Below are 18,946 nucleotides of genomic sequence, written 5' to 3'. Positions count from 1 at the left end.
CGTCGGAGGGTTCTTGTCATGACAAGTGATCCCTTGCTCGACTCGGTCGACCTCGTAGTGGTCGGCGCCGGGATCGTCGGTCTCGCCCACGCCTACCACGCGATGCGAAGAGGCCTTTCGGTCGCCGTGGTGGAGCGCGACCGCCATGCGGTCGGTGCTTCCGTGCGCAACTTCGGCCACGGCTGCATCACCGCACAGACCGGAAGTTCCCTCGAGTACGGCCTTGCCGCGCGGGAGCACTGGCTCGCACTCGCCGGGGAGGCCGGGTTCCGGGTGTGGGACAAGGGCACACTCGTGGCCGCCCGCGCGGAGGACGAGTACGCGGTGCTGGCCGAACTGGCGCAGCAGCGCGGCCCTGGCCACGTGCGGCTGCTCGGCCGCGAGGACGTCGGCCGCTTGGCTTCCCTTGGTTCGGATGTGCTCGGTGGTGCCCTGTTTCCCTTGGACATCCGGTTGGACCAGCGCGAGGCGGTCGCCGCGATCGCCCGCCTTCTCGCCGCGCGAGGGGTGCGATTCCACTGGTCGACCTCGGCTCACTCGGCGGAGTCCGGTGAAGTGGCGACCAGCAGGGGACGCATCCGGGCGGACGGTGTCGTCCTGGCGGTCGGGCACGACATCGACCGGCACTTCCCGGACGTGGCCGGTTCCCGTGACGTCCGTCGCTGCTCGCTGCGCATGTTGCGGGTCCGCGATCCGCACCGCCGGGCGATCGGCCCCGCGGTGCTGACCGGACTTTCGATGCTGCGCTACGGAGCCTTCGCCGCATGCCCGAGCCTGCCGCGGGTCCGGGACCGGCTCGAGCGGGAGCGAGCGGACCTCGTGGAGGTCGGTCTGAACCTGATGTTCACCCAGCTTCCGGACGGCGACCTGACGATCGGGGACACCCACAGCTACGGCCACACCGTCGAGCCGTTCGGCGACGAACTGCCCGACTCTCTGGTCCTCGAGGAGGCCGCCCACCTGCTCGGTGTGCCGGAACTGGTGGTCCGGCAACGGTGGACCGGCGTCTACGCCTCGGCGCCGGATCCATTTCTCGTCGAGGCTCCCCATCCCGGCGTGCGGGTCGTCTCGGTGACCTCGGGAATCGGGATGACGACCGCGCTCGGCCTCGCCCCCGAGGTGCTCGACGACCTGCTCACCTGACCGGAACTCGATTCGCTGTCTCTTTTCCGTCCACTGTGTCCCCACTGTCAAGGAGCGAAGTAATGTCGATCCGTATCCGGTTGATCGCGCTCGCGACGGCCGCTGTGTGTGCCCTTTCCCTGTCCGCCTGTGGTTCCGGTGAAGACGCGAGCGGCGCGTCACCGACCTGTCCGGGAGGCAAGGTGCGGTTCGGGGTGGAACCCTACGAGGACCCTGCCCGGCTCAAACCCGCTTACCAGGTCCTCGCCGGTGCACTGCAGGAGAAACTCGGATGTCCCGTCGAACTCAGCGTGGTCGGTGACTACTCCGCCGAGGTGCTGGCGATGCGCAACGGCCGGCTCGATCTGGCCCAGTTCGGCCCGCTCGGCTACGTATTCGCCAGTACCAAGGCGAACGCGGAGCCACTGGTGTCCTTCGCGACCGCCTCCGGTGAGCTGACCACCTACACGGCCGGGATCTGGGTGCCGAAGGATTCGCCCGTCCGATCTCTGGACGGGCTGCGCGGCAGGTCGCTCGCGTTGAGCAGTGTGGGTTCGACGTCGGGTGACGCGTTGCCCCGATACGCGCTGAAGACCGCCGGGATCGCCGAGGGCGACGTCCGCATCGACTATGCGGGTGGTCATCCCGAGGCGCTGCTCGCCCTGACCAACGGCAAGGTGGACGCGGCCGAGATCAACAGCCAGCAGCTGGCCACCGCACGGGCGGAGGGCAGTTTCGACGAGTCGAAGTTCCGGCAGGTCTGGAAGTCGGAGGAGATCCCGAACGACCCCATCACCGTGCGCGGCGATCTCGATCCCGCGTTCAAGGACGCGGTACGCGGGGCGCTGCTCGAACTCGGACCGCGCGACGTCGCCAAGGTCGGGGCCTTTCTCGACGTGGATCCGCCCGGTCCGCTGGTGGCGGTCACCAAGGAGACCTACCGGCCCCTGTTCGATCTCGCGGCCGCACTCGGCCTGACAGAAGGCGACATCTGACCATGACGCTACGAATACGCGGGCTGCGAAAGTCCTTCGATGGTCGCGCCGTGCTGCATGACGTCGATCTCGACGTTCACCCGGGGGAGTTCGTCGCCGTGCTCGGTGCGAACGGTTCGGGCAAGTCCACCATGTTGCGCTGCGTGGTGGGGCTGGAACGTCCGGACGCGGGCCGCATCCGGATCTCGGGAACCGAGCTGCCCGAGGGCGTAAGGGCGGGCCGGCCACTCACCGGACACCGGGCCGCGATGGTGTTTCAGAAGATCCACCTGGTCGCACGGCGCAGCGCACTGGACAACGTCTGTGCCGGAGCACTGGGCAGGTTGCCGTTGCACCGCTCCTTCAGTCCGGTCGTGTTCCCGGCGGCCGTTCGCGCGGAGGCGATGTCCTGTCTCGACCGGGTGGGGCTGGCGGACCGAGCGGGCGAGCGGGCGGGCCGGCTGTCCGGCGGACAGCAGCAGCGTGTCGCCATCGCCAGGGCCCTGTGTCAGCGGGCCGCTGTGCTGTTGGCCGACGAGCCCGTTTCGGCACTCGACCCGAACGCGGCCGATCAGGTGCTCACGCTGCTCGGCGCGCTCGCGCGGGAGGGGTTCGCCGTGGCCGCGGTGCTGCACCAGCCGGAGCTGGCGAGAAAGTACGCCGACCGGGTCGTCGGTCTGCTTCACGGCAGGGTGGCCGTCGACGCCCAGGCGACCGAGGTGACCGAGACCGAGATCGCGACGCTGTACCGGCAGGAGGTGCTCGCGCGATGACCGTCGTCTCCGATCGGACCGATACCGCCCGCGAGGAACTCCCCAGGGCTCCCCGGCGCGGACGTCCCTCACCCGTCGCCGTGGTCGTCACCGTGCTCCTGGTGGTCGTGCACGTCCTGGCTTGGCAGGCCACCGAGTTCTCACCCGCCGCGCTCATCGACGGCTGGCGTGGAATGACCGATTTCGCCGGGCAGGCGCTGCCGCCGGACTTCGACTGGGTCACCGTGCTCGGGCCCAGTGTCGAGGCTGCGGCCGTCACTCTCTACATCGGACTGCTCGGGACCACGTTCTCCATTCCGTCCGCGTTGGTTCTCGCTGTGCTGGCTTCCAGGGCGACCACCCGCAGTGCGGCGCTGTACCAGGCGTCGCGCTCGGTGCTGTCGTTCCTGCGGGCCGTACCGGACGTGGTCTTCGCCTTGATCTTCGTGACCGCGGTCGGCCTCGGTCCTTTCGCCGGAGTGCTCGCGCTCGTCCTGCACAACACCGGCGTGATGGGCAAGCTGTGGGCCGAGGCCATGGAGGAGACCGATTCAGGACCACGGGACGCACTGCGCATCAACGGTGCCTCAGGTGTCCAGGTCGCCACGCACGCCGTCCTGCCCTCGGTACTTCCGCAGCTGGTCGGACTGCTGCTGTACCGCTTCGATGTGAACGTACGGTCGTCCCTCGTGCTCGGACTCGTCGGCGCGGGAGGGATCGGTTTCCTGATCAACCAGTCGATCAAACTGTTCCGATTCGACGAGATGGTCACGCACATCGTGGTGGTGCTGGTGCTGGTCGTGCTGGTGGACCAGCTGTCCGCGTTCGTCCGGCGGCGGATCGGTTCCTGAGGGCCGGCTTCGCAGGCCGGCCAGGGCGGTCGGCCCCCGGCCGGCGGGCCGGTCCGCGCGAATACCCTGCGGGGATGAGTGAACAGGCGAGGGTGTCGGGGTGAGCGCGCGCTTCCAGGAACTCGACTGGCGGGCGACGCCGATGGGTGAGCTCAGCCTGCGACGGCGGCAGGATCCGACGGTCGGCAAGGAAGTCTACGAGATCAAACTCGACGACGACTTCCTGATGTCGAGCCTGTTCACGGTCGCGGAGGTGGAGGTCGGGCGACGGGCACTCGCCGAGTTGCCGGGATCGGGCCTCGACGTCGTGGTCGGCGGGCTCGGTCTCGGTTACACGGCGCTGACGGTGCTGGAGAGTGCGAACGTGGGTTCGCTCGCGGTGATCGACGCTCTCGGCGAGGTGATCGAGTGGCATGAGCAGGGGCTGATACCGGCCGGGGCGACACTGGCCTCGGACCCAAGGTGCACGCTGGTCCACGGTGATTTCTTCGCCATGGTGCGGTCACCGTCCGGACTGGACCCCGCGGCGCCGGGCCGCCGGTACCACGCTGTCGTCGTCGACATCGATCACTCGCCACAGCACCTGCTGCACCCCAGCCATGCCGGCTTCTACGAACCCGAGGGACTGCGGGTGCTCGCCGACCGGCTGCATCCCGGCGGGGTGTTCGCGCTCTGGTCGAACGATCCGCCCGACGAGTCGTTCGTGGCGGCGTTGTCGGCGGCCTTCACCGAGGTCAAGGCCGAAGTGATCACCTTCCACAACCCCTTGCAGAATCGCGAAGCCGCCAACACCGTCTACCTGGCCAAGACCGCACCTGAGTAGCCGCCGGGCCCGCCTACTCGAATCGATCCGGGTCGCCCGCTCCTCGCCGGATGATCTCCGGTTCGTCCTTGGAGAAGTCGACGACAGTGGTCGGGCTGGTGCCACAACTGCCGGAGTCGACCACCGCGTCCAGCACGTGGTCGAGCCGTTCCTTGATCTCCCAGCCCTGCGTCATCGGCTCGTCCTCCTCGGGTAGCAGCAGCGTGCTCGACAGCAGCGGCTCACCCAGCTCGGCCAGTAGCGCCTGCGCGACGACGTGGTCGGGGATTCGGACTCCCACGGTCTTCTTCTTCGGGTGCATCAGCCTGCGCGGCACCTCCTTGGTGGCTGGCAGGATGAAGGTGTAGCTGCCGGGGGTGGACGCCTTGATCGCGCGGAACACCGTGTTGTCGATGTGCACGAACTGCCCGAGTTGGGCGAAGTCCTGGCACACCAGGGTGAAGTGGTGGCGGTCGTCGAGATTGCGGATCGAGCGGATCCTGTCGATTCCGGCCTTGTTGCCCAGCTGGCAGCCCAGTGCGAAGCACGAGTCCGTCGGGTAGGCGATCAGACCATCACCGCGGAGGATCTGGACCACCTGGCCGATCGAGCGTCGCTGGGGATTGTCCGGGTGCACATCGAAGTACTTCGCCATATCCAGAGCCTAGAGCCCGTGGCGCACAGTCGCGCGCAGGCGCGGAAGGCAAGCAGGTGACGGAGGTGAGTACGCACCTCCGAACGTCTTGAGCGACCGCTCAAATTCGGCTACGCTGCGGCTTGAGCGGTCGCTCAAAACTGTAGGGGGATGCCATGACCGGACGGAAAGTCGTGGTGGTGGGCGGCGGTATCGGCGGCCTGGCCTCGGCGGTGGCGTTGCACCGTCGCGGCTGGGACGTCGAGGTGTTCGAACGGGCACCGGCGTTCACCGAGGTCGGTGCGGGCCTTTCGCTGTGGCCGAACGCGTTGCGCGCACTGGTCGCGCTCGGTCTGGCCGACCGGGTCCGCGCCCTCGGCGAAACCGACACCGCCAACGGTGTTCGCGATCGCGCGGGCAGGTGGCTCACCAGGGCGGACAACGACGAGTTGCGGCGGCGGTACGGCTGGCCCCTCGTGGTGGTGCACCGTGCTGACCTCGTGCGCGTGCTGGTCGAAGCGCTGCCCTCCGGGTCTCTTCGTCCCGCGAGCCCCGTGCTCGCCGTCCGGCAGGACAGCGGTCAGGCAGTGGTGGTGCACGGGGCCGGGCAGTCACCCGCCGATCTGGTCGTCGGGGCGGACGGTATCCACAGCGGTGTCCGGCTGGGGTCGTGGCCCGGCGCCGCACCACCCCGGTACGCGGGATACACCGCATGGCGCATGGTCACCGATCCGCTTCCGGAAGCGCGCTCCGGTGGCGCGGTGACCTGGGGCCGTGGTGAGCGGTTCGGGTACACCTCTCTCCCTGCAGGACGGGCCTACTGCTTCGCGACGGCGACAACCCAGGCAGGCGGAGCCGGCAAGGGGGACGCGGCCAGCACGCACGCCGACGTACTGGACAGGTTCGGGAACTGGCCGGATCCGATCCCGGCACTGCTGGCCGCGGTACCGGCTTCCGCCGTGCTCCGGCACGACATGTACGACCTTCCGCCGCTGTCCACCTACGTCAACGGCCGCGTCGCGCTGGTAGGTGACGCGGCGCATGCGATGACCCCCAATCTCGGCCAGGGTGCGTGTCAGGCACTCGAGGACGCCGTCACGCTCGCCGGCTGTACGGCCGCGACAGCGGATGTGCGAGCCGGTCTCTCGGCCTACGACCGACTCCGCAGACCGCGTACCCAGACGCTTGCCCGCCGATCCGCGCGCCTCGGCGCCGCGGGCCAGTGGTCGTGGCCGCCCGCGGTGCTGCTTCGCGACCTCGCGATCCGGCTGATTCCCGACGCCGCACCGCTACACGCCAGGGCAGGCGGCGTTTCGGTACTCGGCTGGACCCCACCCGATGCCGTGGACATCACGGCTGCACTTGAGCCGGGTCGCTGATGCCGGACTGGACCTACCACCCACTGCGCGGTGTCGCGGCGGCGGTGCTCGGCGCGCGGCGATCGCGCCGGGTCGCCCTGCGGGTGCTGGCTCTGGTCGGGTCCTTGCCGCTGGGTGGATGGCTGATCGCGCGCGCGTTCGGCCACCGGCATCCGCCGGAGTGGCTTGCCGGAACGGTCTCGGGTGTCGCCGTCAGCACGCGACTCGGCGCCGTGCTGCCCCCAGAGGTGGCCAAGGACGGCGTGCGCGCCCTGCCGCTTCTCGGAGCGGGCCTGATCATGGTGTCCCCGGTCCGGGCGGCGGACATTCCCGCGGTGCGCGTCGCGGCGGCCTCCTGTCGCGTCCCGATGCTGGTGCACGCCGAAGGACCGGATGCCGGAGTCGTGGCCGCCGCACTGGCGCCGTGTGTCGATGTGGTGAGCAGGACCATCCGCCCGGACGTGCTCCGGCTGAGCACGCCTTCGGTCGCCTGCGCCGTGCGCGCGCTGGACGATCGCGCCGCCGTCGTACTGGCCACGCCGGGAGTGCTGGTACAGGCCGGGCCCGGCTGGTTCGCGCGGGTCGCCGAGGCCGCGACGCCGACGAGTGCGCCATCCACTGTCCGCGATGTCGGCCGCGATCCACGGCGGTGGCCTGCCTGGTGGTGGGGGGTGTTGGTGGGCATCGGCATGGTTCTCGCCGGACTGGGAGCTGCCGCGATCACCCTCGGCCCGGTGCTGTTGTGGTACGACCACGAGTGGCTCGGCATGGGGACCAACGAGTTGCACGAGGTCAACCCCCGGCTGGTGCACTTTCTGCAGCACGACCGGATCACCATGGCGGGGACGATGGTGTCGATCGGTGTGCTCTACTTCGGACTGGCGGCGAACGGAATCCGCCGTGGGTGGCCGTGGGCCAGGGAGGCCTATCTCGTCTCCGGCTGGGTGGGCTTCCCGACGCTGCTCTACTTCCTCGGGTTCGGCTTCGTGGAACCGCTGCACACCGCGGTCACCGTGATCCTCTTCCCGATGTTCCTGCTCGCTACCCGAAGGCAGTCGCATGAGCCACAATGGACAGTGATGCCGGAGGGGCCGGAACGGCTCCGGCGCAGGGCGCTGGCCGGACAGCTCCTGCTGGTGCTGACCGGGATCGGGTTGTTCGCCGGTGGGGCCGTTGTGTCGGTGGTCGGGTTGACCAGCATCTTCGTGCCGAGCGATCTGGATTTCCTGCGGACAGGTGCGGCCGGCCTCCGGGCCGCGAACCCCGAGCTGCTGTCGTTCATCGCGCACGACCGCGCGGGGTTCGGTGGCGCGCTGATGGCCGCCGCCATCGCGATCACCCTGCTCGCGCTGTGGGGATGGCGCAGGGGCGAGTCCTGGGTTTGGTGGTCACTCGCGCTGGCCGCGATAGCCGGGTTCGGTCCCGCGATCGTGGTGCACGGATCGATTCGGTACACCGACCTCGGTCACCTCGCGCCGGTTTACGCCGGCGTCGGGCTCACTGTGGCCGCGCTTGTGCTGGCTCGTCCATACCTGTGTGCGCGCCCAGTGATCGGCCCACCGCCGCGCCGGCGGGCAGACCTCTACTGTGACGGGCATGGCTGACACCCGGCAGCGGCTGATCGACGGCGCGATCGAGGCCATCCGCGGACACGGCATCGCAGGCACGTCGGCGCGGACGATCGCCGCGGCGGCCGAGGTCAACCAGGCGCTGGTCTTCTACCACTTCGGCACCGTGCACGATCTGCTCACTGCCGCGTGTCTGAGCGCGACCGAGGCCAGGGTCGCGCCGTTTCGCGCCCGGTTGGGCGAGGTCACCAGCCTCCGGGAACTGCTCGCACTGGGACGTACGTTGCACGCCGAGGAACACGCGCTCGGCAATGTCACGGTGCTGGCGCAGATGCTGGCGGGCGCGCAGGGGGACCAGCAGCTCGCCGAGGCCGCCTCGGCCGCGCTACACCTCTGGATCGCACCCGTCGAGGACACCCTGCGGTCACTGCTGGCGGGCTCACCACTGGCGGACCTCACCGACACCCCGGGATTGGCCCGCGCCGTCTGCGCGGGCTTCATCGGCCTGGAACTGTTCGAGGGCGTCGATCCGGAAGGCGCACGAGCGGCGCTGGACGCCCTGGACCGGCTGGCGGTGCTCGCCGAGGTGGTGGACGACCTCGGCCCCGTCGCCCGAAGAGCACTACGCGCCAAACTCCGTCGCTGAACCCGACTTTGCAGATTCGGGGCCCGAGTTCGCAGATTCGGTGCGGTGTGTTTGCAGTTTCCGTGGAGTCGGTACGCCCTGGCGGCCCGCTGCGTGTCAGGCCCGCCGGGCTCGAGCCCTTCGCTTGCCCTCGTGCATCGCCTGCACCCTGGCGACGGGGATGGTTCGGCCCTCCTCGATGAGGCCGGAGTCCAGACGCTGAGGCTGCGGCATCGCGGCCGCCCACGGGTCACCGTCGCCGATGAGCCGCGTTGCGGTGTGGATGGTGAAGTCGGCGGGTTTGACGTGATCGAGGTCGTCCCAGCCGACCGGGAACGACACCGGAGTGCCAGGGCGCAGCCTTGGGCTGTACGTGGCGACAACGGTGGCCCCACCGGCCCTGGTCGAGTCGAGGAAGACCTTGTCGCCGCGGTCCTCGCGGATATAGGCGGTGGTGGCGAGCACGGGATCGAGGCGTTCGGCTCGTGCGGCGATCGCGCGGGTGGCAGCGGCTGCCTCCTCGGCCGTCACGTCCGTCGTGAGTGGAACGAACACGTGCACGCCCTTCGCGCCGCTGGTCTTGACCGCGCCGGTGAGTCCGGAGTCCGCGAGGGCCTGGCGGACGAGCCGTGCGGCGCGGACGGCGAGGGTGAAGGCATCGGTCACCGGTGGGTCGAGGTCGAGCACGAGATGTGTGGGCCGCTCCGGGTGCTCGGCGCGAACCAGGGTCGGGTGGTACTCCACCGCGCGTTGGTTGGCGAACCACAGCAGGGTGCGCCGGTCGTCGCACAGCGCGTAGGACACCTCCCGTTTCGACGACTCGGCCCAGAGCGGGACCCGGCGCACCCAGTGCGGGGTGTACTTGGGAAGGTTCTTCTGCATGAACGGCGCCTGGCCGCGCAGTGTGCGCAGCACCGAGAGCGGGCGATCGCGCAGCTGCGGGATGATCCGGTCGCGAACCGCGTCCAGGTAGTCCACCAGATCCCGTTTGGTCGCCTCCGCCCCCTCGAACAACGGCTGGTCGAGGTTGGTCAATGGCACCCCGTCGCGTTCATCCCCACCGCTCATCCGATCACCTTCCTCGCAGGGCAAGGCGTGGTCAACACTCACTCCTGCTCGAGCATCCGGAAGTCCGCGAAATCGAAGCCGGGGGACACCACGCAGGACACCAGGACCGCGCCGGTGCGTTCTCCGGCTCGAAGCCGACGGTGGTCTCCCAGGTCCGCCGGTACCAGCCTCCCTCGGGGTGCGGCAGCAGGTCGAGAGCCTCCGCCAGGCGCGGCCTGGTTCGCGGCCGGTCGCTCATCAGCGCTTCCGGGCGATCTTCTGCGCGAACTCCACGACGTTACCGTCAGGATCGGCGAAGTGCAGTGTGCGCTCTCCCCAGGGACGATCCACCGGACCGGTCAGGATGTCCACACCTGCCCGCCTCAGCCGTGCGGCCTCCGCGTCCACGTCATCCACCACGAAGGCGATCTCACCAGTCGGTGCCCTGCCCGCGGTCCCGCCGATGAGTGCGGGCAGTTTCGCTCGTTCGAAGAGTGAGAACTTCGTGTTCTCCACGGCGAACTCGACATAGCCGTCTCCTTCGACCCGGACGTCGAGACCGATGACATCACGGTAGAACTCGACGGAACCGCTGAGGGACTCGACGTAGGTGATCACATAGTCGATACGGCGCATACCCGAACGGTAACCGGCTCAGAGGTGCCGATGCATGATGTGCAGCCCGACGTAGCCGTGGGTCGGGTGCAGGAAGCCTTCCGGCACGGTGCCGAGCACCTCGAAACCCAGTGAGCGCCACAGCGCGACCGCACGCGTGTTGGTCTCCACGACGGCGTTGAACTGCATGGCTCGGTACCCTTCTGACCGAGCCCAGTCCAGGACGTGCTCGCCGAGTGCCCTGCCGATCCCATATCCGGAATGTGCCGGATCGACGATGAAGCTCGCAGTGGCGAGATGAGCGGCCGGGCCTTGATGGTTGGGATTCATCTTCGCCGTCCCGGCGATCGTTCCGTCCGGCTTCGCGGCGACGACCGTGCGGCCAGGAGGTTCCAGCAGCCACAGCTCACGGGCTTGCTTCTCGCCGATGTCGCGGGGCAGCGTGTAGGTCTCGCCCGCGGCGACGACCTTCCGCAGAAAGGGCCAGATCGCGGGCCAGTCTTTGTCGTTCGCCTTTCGGATCAACACGAGTACATTATGCGGATTTCGCACGAAAGCCGCTGACGGGGTGGCGAAGGCGGCCGTGGAGCCACCGCTCATCTCGGCTGCTGTTTAGTTCCTCCGTCGCCGGGTACCTGACAGAAGCTCTTGATCGGGACCGTCGTGCCGGGAGGTGCCCGCATGCCGTGCTGCCGCAGACGCCGGGCGTTCGCCGCGCTGCTGGTGCTGCTACTGGCCCTCGTGAACGGTGGCTGTGCCAGCTGGGCGTTGTCCTCAGGGTCCACACTGGAGCGAGCGGGCGAGAAGGTGCATTCGCAGGTGCAGGTGATGTCGCTGGTGGCGAAGGCCGCTCAGCGGGATCATCCGCCCACCGTGTCCCTGCAGGTGATGCTGGACGACGCCGAGACGGTTCTGTCCGAAAAGGAAGAAACCGTCGCGGGTCTGCCGGAACGACAACACCCCGATCAGCTACTCGGCATCATTCACCGGTCGCAGGACATTCTGCGAGGTCTGCGGTCTGCTGTGGACCTACGGGAACTCCAGAGACTGCGGAGCGCGCGACAGGAGTTGAGTTCGATAGCGGGCCGTATCGAGGCGCTGGGGATGGCATGAAAAAGCTGCTGACCCTGACGCTGGGCGTGCTCACCGCCATCGGCGGCTTCGTCGACATCGGGGACATCGTCGCGAACGGGCTCGTCGGCGCCAGGTACGGACTCGGCCTGGTCTGGGTGCTGGTGATCGGCGTGATCGGGATCTGCGCGTTCGCGGAGATGTCCGGTCGTGTCGTCGCGGTGTCCGGGCGTCCGGTCTACGACGTGATCCGTGAGAAGCTCGGACCGAGGGCCGCGATGGCCAACCTGGTCGCGTCCTTCCTGGTGACGTTTCTGACGATGATCGCGCAGATCGGCGGCATCGCGCTGGTGATCGAACTCGCGAGCGGAATCCCGCACGTGGCGTGGATCGTGCCGATCGTGGTGGGACTGTGGCTGGTCCTGTGGCGCGTGAAGTTCGAGAAGATGGAGCAGGCGTTCGGGCTCTCCGGGCTGGTGATTCTCGTCTTCGGCCTCTCGGTGTGGTGGCTGAGCCCGGACTGGGGCGCGCTGGCGGATCAGGCCGTGCGGTTCGCCGCGCCCCAGGGGGAGCCACTGCCCACGTACTTCTACTACGGGATCACGCTGTTCGCCGCGGCGATGACGCCGTATGAGGTGTTCTTCTTCTCCTCGGGAGGAGTGGAGGAGAAATGGACGTCGAAGGATCTACGGACCCAGCGGATCAACGTACTGATCGGATTCCCGCTCGGCGGGCTGCTCTCGATCGGAATCGCGGCGGCCGCCGCGGCCGCACTGCTGCCCACAGGGATGAGCGTGGAGTCACTGGGGCAGGTCGTGCTGCCGGTGGCACTCGCGTTCGGTGTCGCCGGAGCCGCTGCGGCACTGTTCGGCCTGTTCGCCGCCACAGTCGGCGCCGCACTGGAAACCGGGCTGTCCTGTGGGTACATGCTGGCGCAGTACTTCGGCTGGACGTGGGGCAAGCGGCTGCCGCCAGCGAAGGCCGCGCGGTTCCACTCGGCACTGGGTTTGTCCCTGCTGGCGGGACTGTTGGTGATGCAGACAGGAATCGATCCCATCAAGGTCACCGAGTACGCGTTGATCTTCTCCGCGATCGCCCTCCCGCTGACCTACCTGCCGGTGCTCATCGTGGCCAACGATCGTGAGTACCTCGGCGACGCGGTGAACGGGAAGCTCAGCAACGGCATCGGCCTGGTGATTCTGGTGGTGATCGTGGTCGTGGCGGTCGCCGCGATCCCGCTGATGGTGATGACGGGGATGGGAGCATGAGCGGTTGGCACGGACGTGAATGGGTGGACCTGGGTACCGAGCTGATCGACCACCAGATCGTGGACCCGGAGGGCGTTTCGGCAGGCAAGGTCGACGACGTGGAGTTCGGCATCCGGCGGGACGGCAATCTGGAGGTCACCGCCCTGCTGGTGGGGACAGCCGCGCTACTCCCCAGGATCGGCTGGGCCCGGGCGCCCCTGCGATGGTTGCTGGCCCGGTTCGGCGGGCCGGACGAACCCAGAAGGATCCCGATCGGGCAGGTGAGCCAGGTGGACTCCGCGCTGCACGTCACGGCGGAAGCGGCGCGGTCCGCGCAGAGTCCGGCGGAGCAACGGTTGCGGCAGAACGTGATCCGGCGCATTCCGGGAGGTCGCGATGCGAGCGGGTGAACTGCTGGGCATTACTGTTCTCGACCAGGATGGCCGGAGGCGGGGGGTCGTCATCGAGATCAGGACCCGCGCCGAGGGCGACGCTGGTGAGGTTCCGGCGCTCAAGGTGGATGGCTTCGTGATCGGCACCCGCCGCTGGCGGCTGTTCGGGTACGAACGCCGGGATGAACGGGGGCCTTCGGTCCTGCGCTGGCTGCTTCGCCTGGCACACCGAAACACTCGGTACGCGGGATTCGACGAGGTGGAGATCGAGGCCGGCAGGGCGATGCGTGTGCGCCGGCCGTGGCGGGAACTGCGTTCGGTCCGCGACATTCCCCATTGAGCGATAGGTCCGATGTGGACCTGGATTCGCGCTACCACGCCGGGAGTGGAGCGAGGCTGTCACTCGATCCGGGCCGCGGGTTTCCGTATCCGATCCGCGGGTATGCGTTCTCGGTACGAGTGACGAGAGGAGCGTGACGATGTCGCAGCCGAACCCGGTTCAGATGCAGAAATTCCTCGGTGGCGTCGACTATCCGTGCAGCAGGGACGACCTGGTGGAGCAAGCACGCAGCAAGGGTGCGCCGGACGACGTTCTCCAGGGTCTGCAGGAACTGCCGGACCAGACCTACAACGGCCCCGACGACGTGAGTGGCGCCTACTCGTAGGCCTTTCCTGTCGTCACTGTGGCATTCGGGACTGTGGCATTCGGGCGCTAGACAGCCCGAATGCCACAGTGACGACTTCTGCCGCTCGGAAATCTGATCAGTTGCTCCGGCCGCCGAGGCCGTCCCTGATCTTGTCGATCAGGCCCGCGCCCGGGCCGAGTATGAGGTTCGCGGGCGGCTTGTCGGGCGCGCCGGGGTGCGGCCTTGTCGGCGCCATCTTCTTGGCCCGCAGCACCTTCTCGCCCAGATCCCGCAGTTCCTGGTCCGAGCATGCCGACTGCAGCTTGGGCAGCAGGTCGTTCTCCTCGTCCTGGACGTGGTGCCGCACGTCCTCGATCAGTTGACGCAGAAGCTGGTCGAACTGGGGATCGGTGGGCTCCAGGTCCTCCAGCTGCTTCATCACCTGCTCGGCCTCGGCGTGCTCCTCGATCTCGTGATCGGCGAGCTTGTCGCCGCCGGACAGATGCTTGCGCGCTGCGGGGTACATGAACTGTTCCTCGGCGACCGAGTGACGAACCAGTTCGGCGATCACGTGGTCGGTCAGCTCACGGCGGTGCTGGGGAGTGCCGGACCCGCTCTCCAGCTCGGTGAACACCCGCTCGACCTCGCGATGGTCATTGGTGATGACGGTGATCAGGTCAGTGCGTTCCTGCGTGGTCATTGTGCCTCCGGTGGCGACGTCGGTCAGTCGGAAACCGCCGGGTACCCCGAACACCCGCGGGATGAACATGCCGGCCGGTGTCCCGGGTCACCGCTGCTTTCGCGGCCGCTGCGCTCAGGACACAGGGGGAGTCGCGTTACCGCGCAGCCAGCGCGCGAGCAGTTGCGGTTCGGCGACGGTCACGGTCAGAGCCGGGTGGCGCAGCAGACCCACTGGCTCGACCCCGCGGACCGGCCGGTGAAAGTGGATGCAGACGCCGATCAGCGTATTGGTGCCGAAGGTCAGTCCACGGTCCACAAGGGATACTCGAGTGCCGATCGCCCGCAGGGCCGAGAACGGTCCGGCTACCGAGGCGCCCGCGATGTTCGACAACGGCGTGTGCACGTGCCACGGGCCGAACCGGGCGGAGATCCCATGAGGCCCGACCCTGACTCCGCTGCTCTTGCTCCCCAGGCGCAGCGGACTGAGCAGCCTGGCGAAACGAGGGTCGACCACGAAGGGGAAGTGGTGCTCCTGGTCGAGAACGTCCTCCTGGTCACGGTCGGAGTCCGGAGTGTCTTCATGCCGTGTACTGGACCACATGTCCGCCGGGTACCCATGCGGTCGCGCTGCACACCATCGGCCCCGGCAGGTGATTGGCCGTGCCGCACCGCGGGTAGCCCGTGCGGCGGAAGCAGGAGCTCGCGACGAGGAGGCATGATGGCCGAGAGGAAGCAGCCGCCACAGCAACAGGAGCCGCCGGGTAGTACGGAGCAGATGCGGCCCGAGCCCCGCGACTCGATGGAGGACTACGAGGGACGCGGGCTGCTGACCGGCTGCCGCGCCCTCATCACCGGTGGCGACTCCGGTATCGGCAGGGCGGTCGCCGTGGCGTTCGCCAAGGAGGGCGCCGACGTCTCCATCGCCTACCTCGAGGAGCACGAGGACGCCAAACACACCGCCGAACTCGTGCGCGCACAGGGCAGGCGCTGTGAGCTGATCGCGGGGGACCTGGGCAAGGCCGAACAGTGCCGTGCCGCTGTCGAGGAAACGGTGCGGGCGTTGGGCGGATTGGACATCCTGGTGAACAATGTGGCCACCCAGTGGCCCGTGGAGTCGCCGGAGGAGTTGACCGAGGAACAGTGGATGCGCACGTTCGACGTAAACATCCACAGCTATTTCCGGGTCACCGCGGCCGCACTGGCCCATCTCGGCGAGGGCGACGTGATCATCAACACGGGTTCGGTCAACGGACTGCGCGGAAACAAGTCGCTGATCGACTACTCCGCGACGAAGGGCGCCGTCAACGCGTGGACGTACTCGATGGCACAGGCACTGGCCCCGAAGGGAATTCGGATCAACTGTGTCGCGCCGGGACCGGTGTGGACCCCGCTCATCCCGTCGACCTTCCCCGAGGGCAAGGTCGAGAGCTTCGGGCAGCAGGTGCCCATGAAGCGCCCGGCCGAGCCGGACGAACTCGCCCCGTCGTACGTGTTCCTCGCTTCGAACCGGCTCTCCTCCTACTACACCGGCGAGGTGCTCGCCGCTCTTGGCGGGGAGACGATGCCGGGCTGAGCACGGCGGCCGACCACCCGGTCCGGTGACAATTCGTGATGAAGTTGTATCTGTACCGTGACAGCGCATAAACTGGCTCAGTTCGGTTGAGACTGCAGCCATGGGGAGTCCGTCCCCCTTCTGAGCTCGGCGAACGGGTGACGGTCGCTCCCGCACAACTCGCGTGTGAGGGAGAGCCGACATGACCCAGGTGCCGATACAGCGTGGCGCGCGGCCGCTGCCGCAGGACTACCTGAAGGTCCGTTCGGAGTATGTCGGCGGGGTCGCGGTCGTCCGCTTCGAAGGCGACGTCGATGCGCTGACCGGAACCACGATGGCCGCGGCGCTGGCCGCCGAACTCGACGGCGCCCCTGCCGCACTCGTGATCGACCTGTCCGCCGTCGGCTTCCTCGGTTGTGCGGGTCTGTCCGTACTCGTCGAGACGGACGCTCGTTCCCGCGGGGCCGGGATTCCCATGTGCTTGGTGAGCACGGGACGCGCGGTGTTGCGACCGCTGTTCGTCAGCGGCCTGCGGGACCGTCTCCGTGTGCGTCCCTCGCTGTCCAGGGCCCTGCTCGACCTCGGTTGCGCCGTCTAGCCCGTGGCGTTCGGCCGCGCACCAGCCGAGACGAGGTCCCCGACGACCCGTAGGTCGGCCGTGAACGCGGAGTAGGCCGTGTCCCGGTCAGCCGCCCTGAGTACCGAGGAGGGATGCACGGTAGCGACGGCGTGCATCGGCCGGTGGATCAGTTCCTCGGGCAGATCCACCACCTGTCCCCGGCGTTCGGTGACCTTGAACCCGGTCCCCAGCACCGATTGGGCGGCGGTGGCACCGAGAAAGACGACCACGTCCGGGTCCGTGCCGCCGAGTTCCGCCAGCAGCCATGGCCGGCAGGCGACGATCTGCCCCCTGGACGGCTTCTTGTGTAGCCGCTGCTTACCGCGTTCTGGCCTGCTGAACCGGAAGTGCTTGACGGCGTTGGTGACGTATACCTGTTCGCGGTCGATGCCACAGTCCCGCAGCGCCCGGTCGAGCAGTCTGCCCGCGGGCCCGACGAAGGGTTCGCCCTCCCGGTCTTCGGCGTCACCGGGCTGCTCGCCGACGAAAAGGATCTTCGCGTCCTGCGGTCCCGCGCCGAAGACCGCCTGCGTGGCGTCCTGGTAGAGCTCGCAGCCCCGGCAGTCCTGCACCGCGGTCCGCAGGTCCGGCAGCTTTCTGCTGTCGGGAAGGAAGTCCGAAGCGTCGGTCATGTCCCGCCTCCTCAGCCGTCGAACGGAACGGTCAGGCAGGCGATACGCCCACCGGCCTTCCCGGCCTCGCCTGGGCCGGTCCTGGTGGTCTCCGCTTCGTGGACGACGACCGAGTTCGGCGCGTGATCGGTGAAGACGAAGGGCACCTGTGCGCTGGTCTCACCGGATCCCTCGTCATTGGTCACGACGTCCAGCCAGATCTCGTTCCGCGGATTCGCGTATCTGGGGTCGTGTGACGGGTTGTCGGGTGTGGCCTGTGGGTCCACCTCGTGCTGGTAGTGCGGTCCTGCCTTGTCGCCTGTGGGGCCACAGTGATCGGTGTGCGCGTGCACCGCGTATCCCCGATCGGGCAGGAGTCCCTCGACCTCGAGTGTGACCGTGGTGCTGTCGTTCTCGCTCTCGGACTTGACGCGCAGCACCGCGCCGACGGGGGCCAGTTCGGGGTCGTAGGTGATGGAGTCGCCGGTGTTGTCCGAGACCTCCCTGAGCGTGCCGTTGATGCTCACCTCGCTGGTGCTCGACGAGCTCCGCGCGCCGGGGACCTCCTCGTTCTCGTTCATGCTCGGAGCCGACTCGTCGGTACACGACACGGCTGCGAGCCCGACGGCGGCGAGCGCGAGGGCGAACCGGTAGCCCGAACTGGTGCTCTGGTCACGTCGTCTCATGACTGCTGTGTTCCCCGCGATGACCAGGTTCAATCGGCGGTAGCGCGCGCGTGGATCAGCTGCCGTCGTGTGAGAAGCGGTTGAGGCCGGTCAGGACACGCTGGGCGAGATCGGGATCCACCACCGGACCGTCGCCCGGGATCTGCTCCTGTACGAGCGACCGTCGACCGTCCCGCCTCGGCAGCGCCACCCTCGACGCCGACACTCCGTTCGGCAGGGGGATCTCGCACCAGGCGACCTTGCCGCGTCCGCCGCGGGCAACGACGCCGGTCCGCAGGTCGGCGAGGCGAGGGGAGGCGGCAGGAGGCTGCGTCGACTGGTCGTCCTCGACCTCGACCAGCAGGTGGTCGGCCCGGACCTGAAGCCGGACCGTGATGAATCCGGGTTCACGCGGGTTCGCGCGGTGGACCACGTCGGCGACGAAGTGAGCGGCAGCGTGCGTGGCCTCGTCCTGTAACGGCCGCAGGGCCCACTCGGTGAGTGTGAACCGGATGAAGAAGTCCGTGCAGTTCACGGCACTGGGGTAGGTCACGAGCTGAAGGTCTTCGACCTGCGCGGTCTGGGAGTTCACTGGGATCCTTTCGTCGTCCGCGTCCGGCCCCGGCTGTTCGCCGCCGAAGGTGGCATCTTGCCAAGCCGTATCGCTCCCGTCACTCAGGGGTGCCGATCGCACACCGGCTGGTCTGATCGGGCGAACACCACAGGGATCGGTCCGGCAAAGAACCGCAAGGAGCCCTTGCACACGACGCGACACCAGGCCTACTTACTCGGTAGGCACGGATCGCAGGGAGGGAGCCGTGGTGTCGGGTGGGCAGCCCTGGTGATTTCGAGGATTTCTTCCGGGAGGACTACGCACGGCTGATCGCGTACCTGCGCAAGGGCGGGTTCAGCGTGGTTCTGGCGGAGGACGCGGCGGCCGAGGCCATGGCGAAGGTGATGGAAGCATGGGACGACGTCGAGCACGCCGGAGCGTGGGTGCGGACGACCGCGCGCGGATACGCGTACCAGCAGTTGCGGCGACTGGAGGCCGGACTGGGGCGGGCGCGGTCCTGGGGGTGGGCGGGCAACGGCGGCCACGATCAGCACGACGGCCCGGAGGCGAACGGGCTTCGT

The 18,946-nt window shown here is 68.3% G+C and carries 26 protein-coding genes and 1 pseudogene; 16 read left to right on the top strand and 11 right to left on the bottom strand.

The window, feature by feature from the left end; translation table 11 throughout:
• Positions 1-18 precede the first annotated feature (18 nt).
• The 5 genes from D0C15_RS25365 (at position 19) to D0C15_RS25345 (ending at position 4,522) form a co-directional block, all read left to right on the top strand.
• Complete coding sequence (locus D0C15_RS25365) at positions 19-1,143, top strand: TIGR03364 family FAD-dependent oxidoreductase (RefSeq protein ID WP_116050259.1); 1,125 nt, start codon at positions 19-21, stop codon at positions 1,141-1,143.
• A 62-nt stretch (positions 1,144-1,205) separates the two neighbouring features.
• Positions 1,206-2,117, top strand: coding sequence for a phosphate/phosphite/phosphonate ABC transporter substrate-binding protein (locus D0C15_RS25360; protein ID WP_116050257.1), 912 nt, complete (start codon positions 1,206-1,208; stop codon positions 2,115-2,117).
• Positions 2,118-2,119: 2 nt separating this feature from the next.
• Positions 2,120-2,869 carry a phosphonate ABC transporter ATP-binding protein gene (locus D0C15_RS25355; RefSeq protein WP_116050255.1) on the top strand — a complete coding sequence of 250 codons (750 nt, stop codon included), beginning with the start codon at positions 2,120-2,122 and terminating at the stop codon, positions 2,867-2,869.
• Entirely contained in the window at positions 2,866-3,699 is an 834-nt protein-coding gene (gene phnE, locus D0C15_RS25350; protein ID WP_116050253.1) for a phosphonate ABC transporter, permease protein PhnE, read from the top strand. Before D0C15_RS25355 ends, phnE begins: the two co-directional genes overlap by 4 nt.
• Positions 3,700-3,799: 100 nt before the next feature.
• A complete protein-coding gene (locus D0C15_RS25345) occupies positions 3,800-4,522 on the top strand; it encodes a polyamine aminopropyltransferase (RefSeq protein WP_116050250.1) in 723 nt (240 codons plus the stop codon).
• 13 nt (positions 4,523-4,535) lie between these two features.
• Here D0C15_RS25345 and D0C15_RS25340 read toward each other — a convergent pair whose 3' ends face one another.
• Positions 4,536-5,156: an L-threonylcarbamoyladenylate synthase gene (locus tag D0C15_RS25340; protein ID WP_116050248.1), complete on the bottom strand. Its 621-nt coding sequence runs from the start codon at positions 5,154-5,156 to the stop codon at positions 4,536-4,538.
• Positions 5,157-5,311: 155 nt separating this feature from the next.
• Here D0C15_RS25340 and D0C15_RS25335 point away from each other — a divergent pair, with 155 nt between their 5' ends.
• Genes D0C15_RS25335 through D0C15_RS25325 form a run of 3 tightly spaced genes read left to right on the top strand, consistent with a single transcriptional unit; the run spans position 5,312 to position 8,707 of the window.
• On the top strand, positions 5,312-6,514 hold the full coding sequence (locus tag D0C15_RS25335; protein WP_116050245.1) for an FAD-dependent monooxygenase: 1,203 nt from the start codon (positions 5,312-5,314) through the stop codon (positions 6,512-6,514).
• On the top strand, positions 6,514-8,097 hold the full coding sequence (locus tag D0C15_RS25330; protein WP_116050242.1) for a hypothetical protein: 1,584 nt from the start codon (positions 6,514-6,516) through the stop codon (positions 8,095-8,097). The genes D0C15_RS25335 and D0C15_RS25330 overlap by 1 nt, the downstream gene beginning before the upstream one ends.
• On the top strand, positions 8,090-8,707 hold the full coding sequence (locus D0C15_RS25325) for a TetR/AcrR family transcriptional regulator (protein ID WP_116050240.1): 618 nt from the start codon (positions 8,090-8,092) through the stop codon (positions 8,705-8,707). Before D0C15_RS25330 ends, D0C15_RS25325 begins: the two co-directional genes overlap by 8 nt.
• Before the next feature lie 96 nt (positions 8,708-8,803).
• Here D0C15_RS25325 and D0C15_RS25320 read toward each other — a convergent pair whose 3' ends face one another.
• From D0C15_RS25320 to D0C15_RS25305, 5 genes and pseudogenes are all read right to left on the bottom strand, one after another.
• The gene (locus D0C15_RS25320) at positions 8,804-9,754 is read right to left on the bottom strand and encodes a DNA polymerase domain-containing protein (RefSeq protein ID WP_116050238.1); all 951 of its coding nucleotides are present in this window, start codon (positions 9,752-9,754) and stop codon (positions 8,804-8,806) included.
• Between the two features lie 38 nt (positions 9,755-9,792).
• Positions 9,793-9,846: a hypothetical protein gene (locus D0C15_RS35790; protein WP_425455425.1), complete on the bottom strand. Its 54-nt coding sequence runs from the start codon at positions 9,844-9,846 to the stop codon at positions 9,793-9,795.
• A gap of 42 nt (positions 9,847-9,888) precedes the next feature.
• Positions 9,889-9,992: pseudogene (locus tag D0C15_RS35785) on the bottom strand (cupin domain-containing protein); the annotation flags it as partial.
• Entirely contained in the window at positions 9,992-10,369 is a 378-nt protein-coding gene (locus D0C15_RS25310; protein WP_116050231.1) for a VOC family protein, read from the bottom strand. The gene D0C15_RS25310 and the pseudogene D0C15_RS35785, both read right to left, overlap by 1 nt.
• Positions 10,370-10,387: 18 nt before the next feature.
• Positions 10,388-10,876, bottom strand: coding sequence for a GNAT family N-acetyltransferase (locus D0C15_RS25305; RefSeq protein ID WP_211323318.1), 489 nt, complete (start codon positions 10,874-10,876; stop codon positions 10,388-10,390).
• Positions 10,877-11,011: 135 nt separating this feature from the next.
• On the opposite strand from D0C15_RS25305, the gene D0C15_RS25300 reads away from it, so the two are divergent.
• From D0C15_RS25300 to D0C15_RS25280, 5 genes are all read left to right on the top strand, one after another.
• The gene (locus D0C15_RS25300; RefSeq protein WP_162830253.1) at positions 11,012-11,461 is read left to right on the top strand and encodes a hypothetical protein; all 450 of its coding nucleotides are present in this window, start codon (positions 11,012-11,014) and stop codon (positions 11,459-11,461) included.
• Positions 11,458-12,687, top strand: a complete 1,230-nt coding sequence (locus D0C15_RS25295) for an NRAMP family divalent metal transporter (RefSeq protein WP_116050223.1) — start codon at positions 11,458-11,460, stop codon at positions 12,685-12,687. Before D0C15_RS25300 ends, D0C15_RS25295 begins: the two co-directional genes overlap by 4 nt.
• Positions 12,684-13,076 carry a hypothetical protein gene (locus D0C15_RS25290; protein WP_116050221.1) on the top strand — a complete coding sequence of 131 codons (393 nt, stop codon included), beginning with the start codon at positions 12,684-12,686 and terminating at the stop codon, positions 13,074-13,076. Before D0C15_RS25295 ends, D0C15_RS25290 begins: the two co-directional genes overlap by 4 nt.
• Positions 13,063-13,398, top strand: a complete 336-nt coding sequence (locus tag D0C15_RS25285; protein ID WP_116050218.1) for a hypothetical protein — start codon at positions 13,063-13,065, stop codon at positions 13,396-13,398. The genes D0C15_RS25290 and D0C15_RS25285 overlap by 14 nt, the downstream gene beginning before the upstream one ends.
• 139 nt (positions 13,399-13,537) lie before the next feature.
• Positions 13,538-13,723, top strand: a complete 186-nt coding sequence (locus D0C15_RS25280) for a DUF2795 domain-containing protein (protein ID WP_116050215.1) — start codon at positions 13,538-13,540, stop codon at positions 13,721-13,723.
• A 97-nt stretch (positions 13,724-13,820) separates the two neighbouring features.
• Here the strand turns inward: D0C15_RS25280 and D0C15_RS25275 are convergent, their stop codons facing one another.
• A complete protein-coding gene (locus D0C15_RS25275; RefSeq protein WP_116050339.1) occupies positions 13,821-14,384 on the bottom strand; it encodes a hemerythrin domain-containing protein in 564 nt (187 codons plus the stop codon).
• Between the two features lie 114 nt (positions 14,385-14,498).
• A complete protein-coding gene (locus tag D0C15_RS25270; RefSeq protein WP_116050213.1) occupies positions 14,499-14,966 on the bottom strand; it encodes a hypothetical protein in 468 nt (155 codons plus the stop codon).
• Positions 14,967-15,083: 117 nt separating this feature from the next.
• Here D0C15_RS25270 and D0C15_RS25265 point away from each other — a divergent pair, with 117 nt between their 5' ends.
• Together D0C15_RS25265 and D0C15_RS25260 are read left to right on the top strand one after the other, a co-directional pair.
• The gene (locus D0C15_RS25265) at positions 15,084-15,938 is read left to right on the top strand and encodes an SDR family oxidoreductase (RefSeq protein ID WP_116050210.1); all 855 of its coding nucleotides are present in this window, start codon (positions 15,084-15,086) and stop codon (positions 15,936-15,938) included.
• Positions 15,939-16,119: 181 nt separating this feature from the next.
• Positions 16,120-16,515, top strand: a complete 396-nt coding sequence (locus D0C15_RS25260) for an STAS domain-containing protein (RefSeq protein WP_116050207.1) — start codon at positions 16,120-16,122, stop codon at positions 16,513-16,515.
• Here D0C15_RS25260 and D0C15_RS25255 read toward each other — a convergent pair.
• Genes D0C15_RS25255 through D0C15_RS25245 form a run of 3 tightly spaced genes read right to left on the bottom strand, consistent with a single transcriptional unit; the run spans position 16,512 to position 18,404 of the window.
• Positions 16,512-17,168, bottom strand: a complete 657-nt coding sequence (locus D0C15_RS25255) for a UdgX family uracil-DNA binding protein (RefSeq protein WP_116050204.1) — start codon at positions 17,166-17,168, stop codon at positions 16,512-16,514. The genes D0C15_RS25260 and D0C15_RS25255 overlap by 4 nt on opposite strands.
• A gap of 11 nt (positions 17,169-17,179) precedes the next feature.
• Positions 17,180-17,833: a superoxide dismutase family protein gene (locus D0C15_RS25250; protein ID WP_116050201.1), complete on the bottom strand. Its 654-nt coding sequence runs from the start codon at positions 17,831-17,833 to the stop codon at positions 17,180-17,182.
• A gap of 55 nt (positions 17,834-17,888) precedes the next feature.
• On the bottom strand, positions 17,889-18,404 hold the full coding sequence (locus tag D0C15_RS25245; RefSeq protein WP_116050198.1) for an ATP-binding protein: 516 nt from the start codon (positions 18,402-18,404) through the stop codon (positions 17,889-17,891).
• Between the two features lie 236 nt (positions 18,405-18,640).
• Between D0C15_RS25245 and D0C15_RS25240 the strand changes: the two genes are divergently transcribed.
• Positions 18,641-18,946 (top strand): sigma factor (locus D0C15_RS25240; protein WP_281270731.1); only part of this gene is annotated, 306 nt, incomplete at its 3' end.

Source organism: Amycolatopsis palatopharyngis (assembly GCF_003385185.1).
Classification (GTDB): domain Bacteria; phylum Actinomycetota; class Actinomycetes; order Mycobacteriales; family Pseudonocardiaceae; genus Amycolatopsis; species Amycolatopsis palatopharyngis.
This window is presented reverse-complemented; position numbering and strand designations above follow the sequence as displayed.

Bases quoted from the DNA above. Each gene is read 5' to 3' on its own strand.
- D0C15_RS25365 (WP_116050259.1), top strand. From the start codon at position 19: ATGACAAGTGATCCCTTGCTCGACTCGGTCGACCTCGTAGTGGTCGGC.
- D0C15_RS25360 (WP_116050257.1), top strand. From the start codon at position 1,206: ATGTCGATCCGTATCCGGTTGATCGCGCTCGCGACGGCCGCTGTGTGT.
- D0C15_RS25355 (WP_116050255.1), top strand. From the start codon at position 2,120: ATGACGCTACGAATACGCGGGCTGCGAAAGTCCTTCGATGGTCGCGCC.
- phnE (WP_116050253.1), top strand. From the start codon at position 2,866: ATGACCGTCGTCTCCGATCGGACCGATACCGCCCGCGAGGAACTCCCC.
- D0C15_RS25340 (WP_116050248.1), bottom strand. From the start codon at position 5,156: ATGGCGAAGTACTTCGATGTGCACCCGGACAATCCCCAGCGACGCTCG.
- D0C15_RS25335 (WP_116050245.1), top strand. From the start codon at position 5,312: ATGACCGGACGGAAAGTCGTGGTGGTGGGCGGCGGTATCGGCGGCCTG.
- D0C15_RS25330 (WP_116050242.1), top strand. From the start codon at position 6,514: ATGCCGGACTGGACCTACCACCCACTGCGCGGTGTCGCGGCGGCGGTG.
- D0C15_RS25325 (WP_116050240.1), top strand. From the start codon at position 8,090: ATGGCTGACACCCGGCAGCGGCTGATCGACGGCGCGATCGAGGCCATC.
- D0C15_RS25320 (WP_116050238.1), bottom strand. From the start codon at position 9,754: ATGAGCGGTGGGGATGAACGCGACGGGGTGCCATTGACCAACCTCGAC.
- D0C15_RS25310 (WP_116050231.1), bottom strand. From the start codon at position 10,369: ATGCGCCGTATCGACTATGTGATCACCTACGTCGAGTCCCTCAGCGGT.
- D0C15_RS25295 (WP_116050223.1), top strand. From the start codon at position 11,458: ATGAAAAAGCTGCTGACCCTGACGCTGGGCGTGCTCACCGCCATCGGC.
- D0C15_RS25290 (WP_116050221.1), top strand. From the start codon at position 12,684: ATGAGCGGTTGGCACGGACGTGAATGGGTGGACCTGGGTACCGAGCTG.
- D0C15_RS25285 (WP_116050218.1), top strand. From the start codon at position 13,063: ATGCGAGCGGGTGAACTGCTGGGCATTACTGTTCTCGACCAGGATGGC.
- D0C15_RS25280 (WP_116050215.1), top strand. From the start codon at position 13,538: ATGTCGCAGCCGAACCCGGTTCAGATGCAGAAATTCCTCGGTGGCGTC.
- D0C15_RS25275 (WP_116050339.1), bottom strand. From the start codon at position 14,384: ATGACCACGCAGGAACGCACTGACCTGATCACCGTCATCACCAATGAC.
- D0C15_RS25270 (WP_116050213.1), bottom strand. From the start codon at position 14,966: ATGTGGTCCAGTACACGGCATGAAGACACTCCGGACTCCGACCGTGAC.
- D0C15_RS25265 (WP_116050210.1), top strand. From the start codon at position 15,084: ATGGCCGAGAGGAAGCAGCCGCCACAGCAACAGGAGCCGCCGGGTAGT.
- D0C15_RS25260 (WP_116050207.1), top strand. From the start codon at position 16,120: ATGACCCAGGTGCCGATACAGCGTGGCGCGCGGCCGCTGCCGCAGGAC.
- D0C15_RS25255 (WP_116050204.1), bottom strand. From the start codon at position 17,168: ATGACCGACGCTTCGGACTTCCTTCCCGACAGCAGAAAGCTGCCGGAC.
- D0C15_RS25250 (WP_116050201.1), bottom strand. From the start codon at position 17,833: ATGAGACGACGTGACCAGAGCACCAGTTCGGGCTACCGGTTCGCCCTC.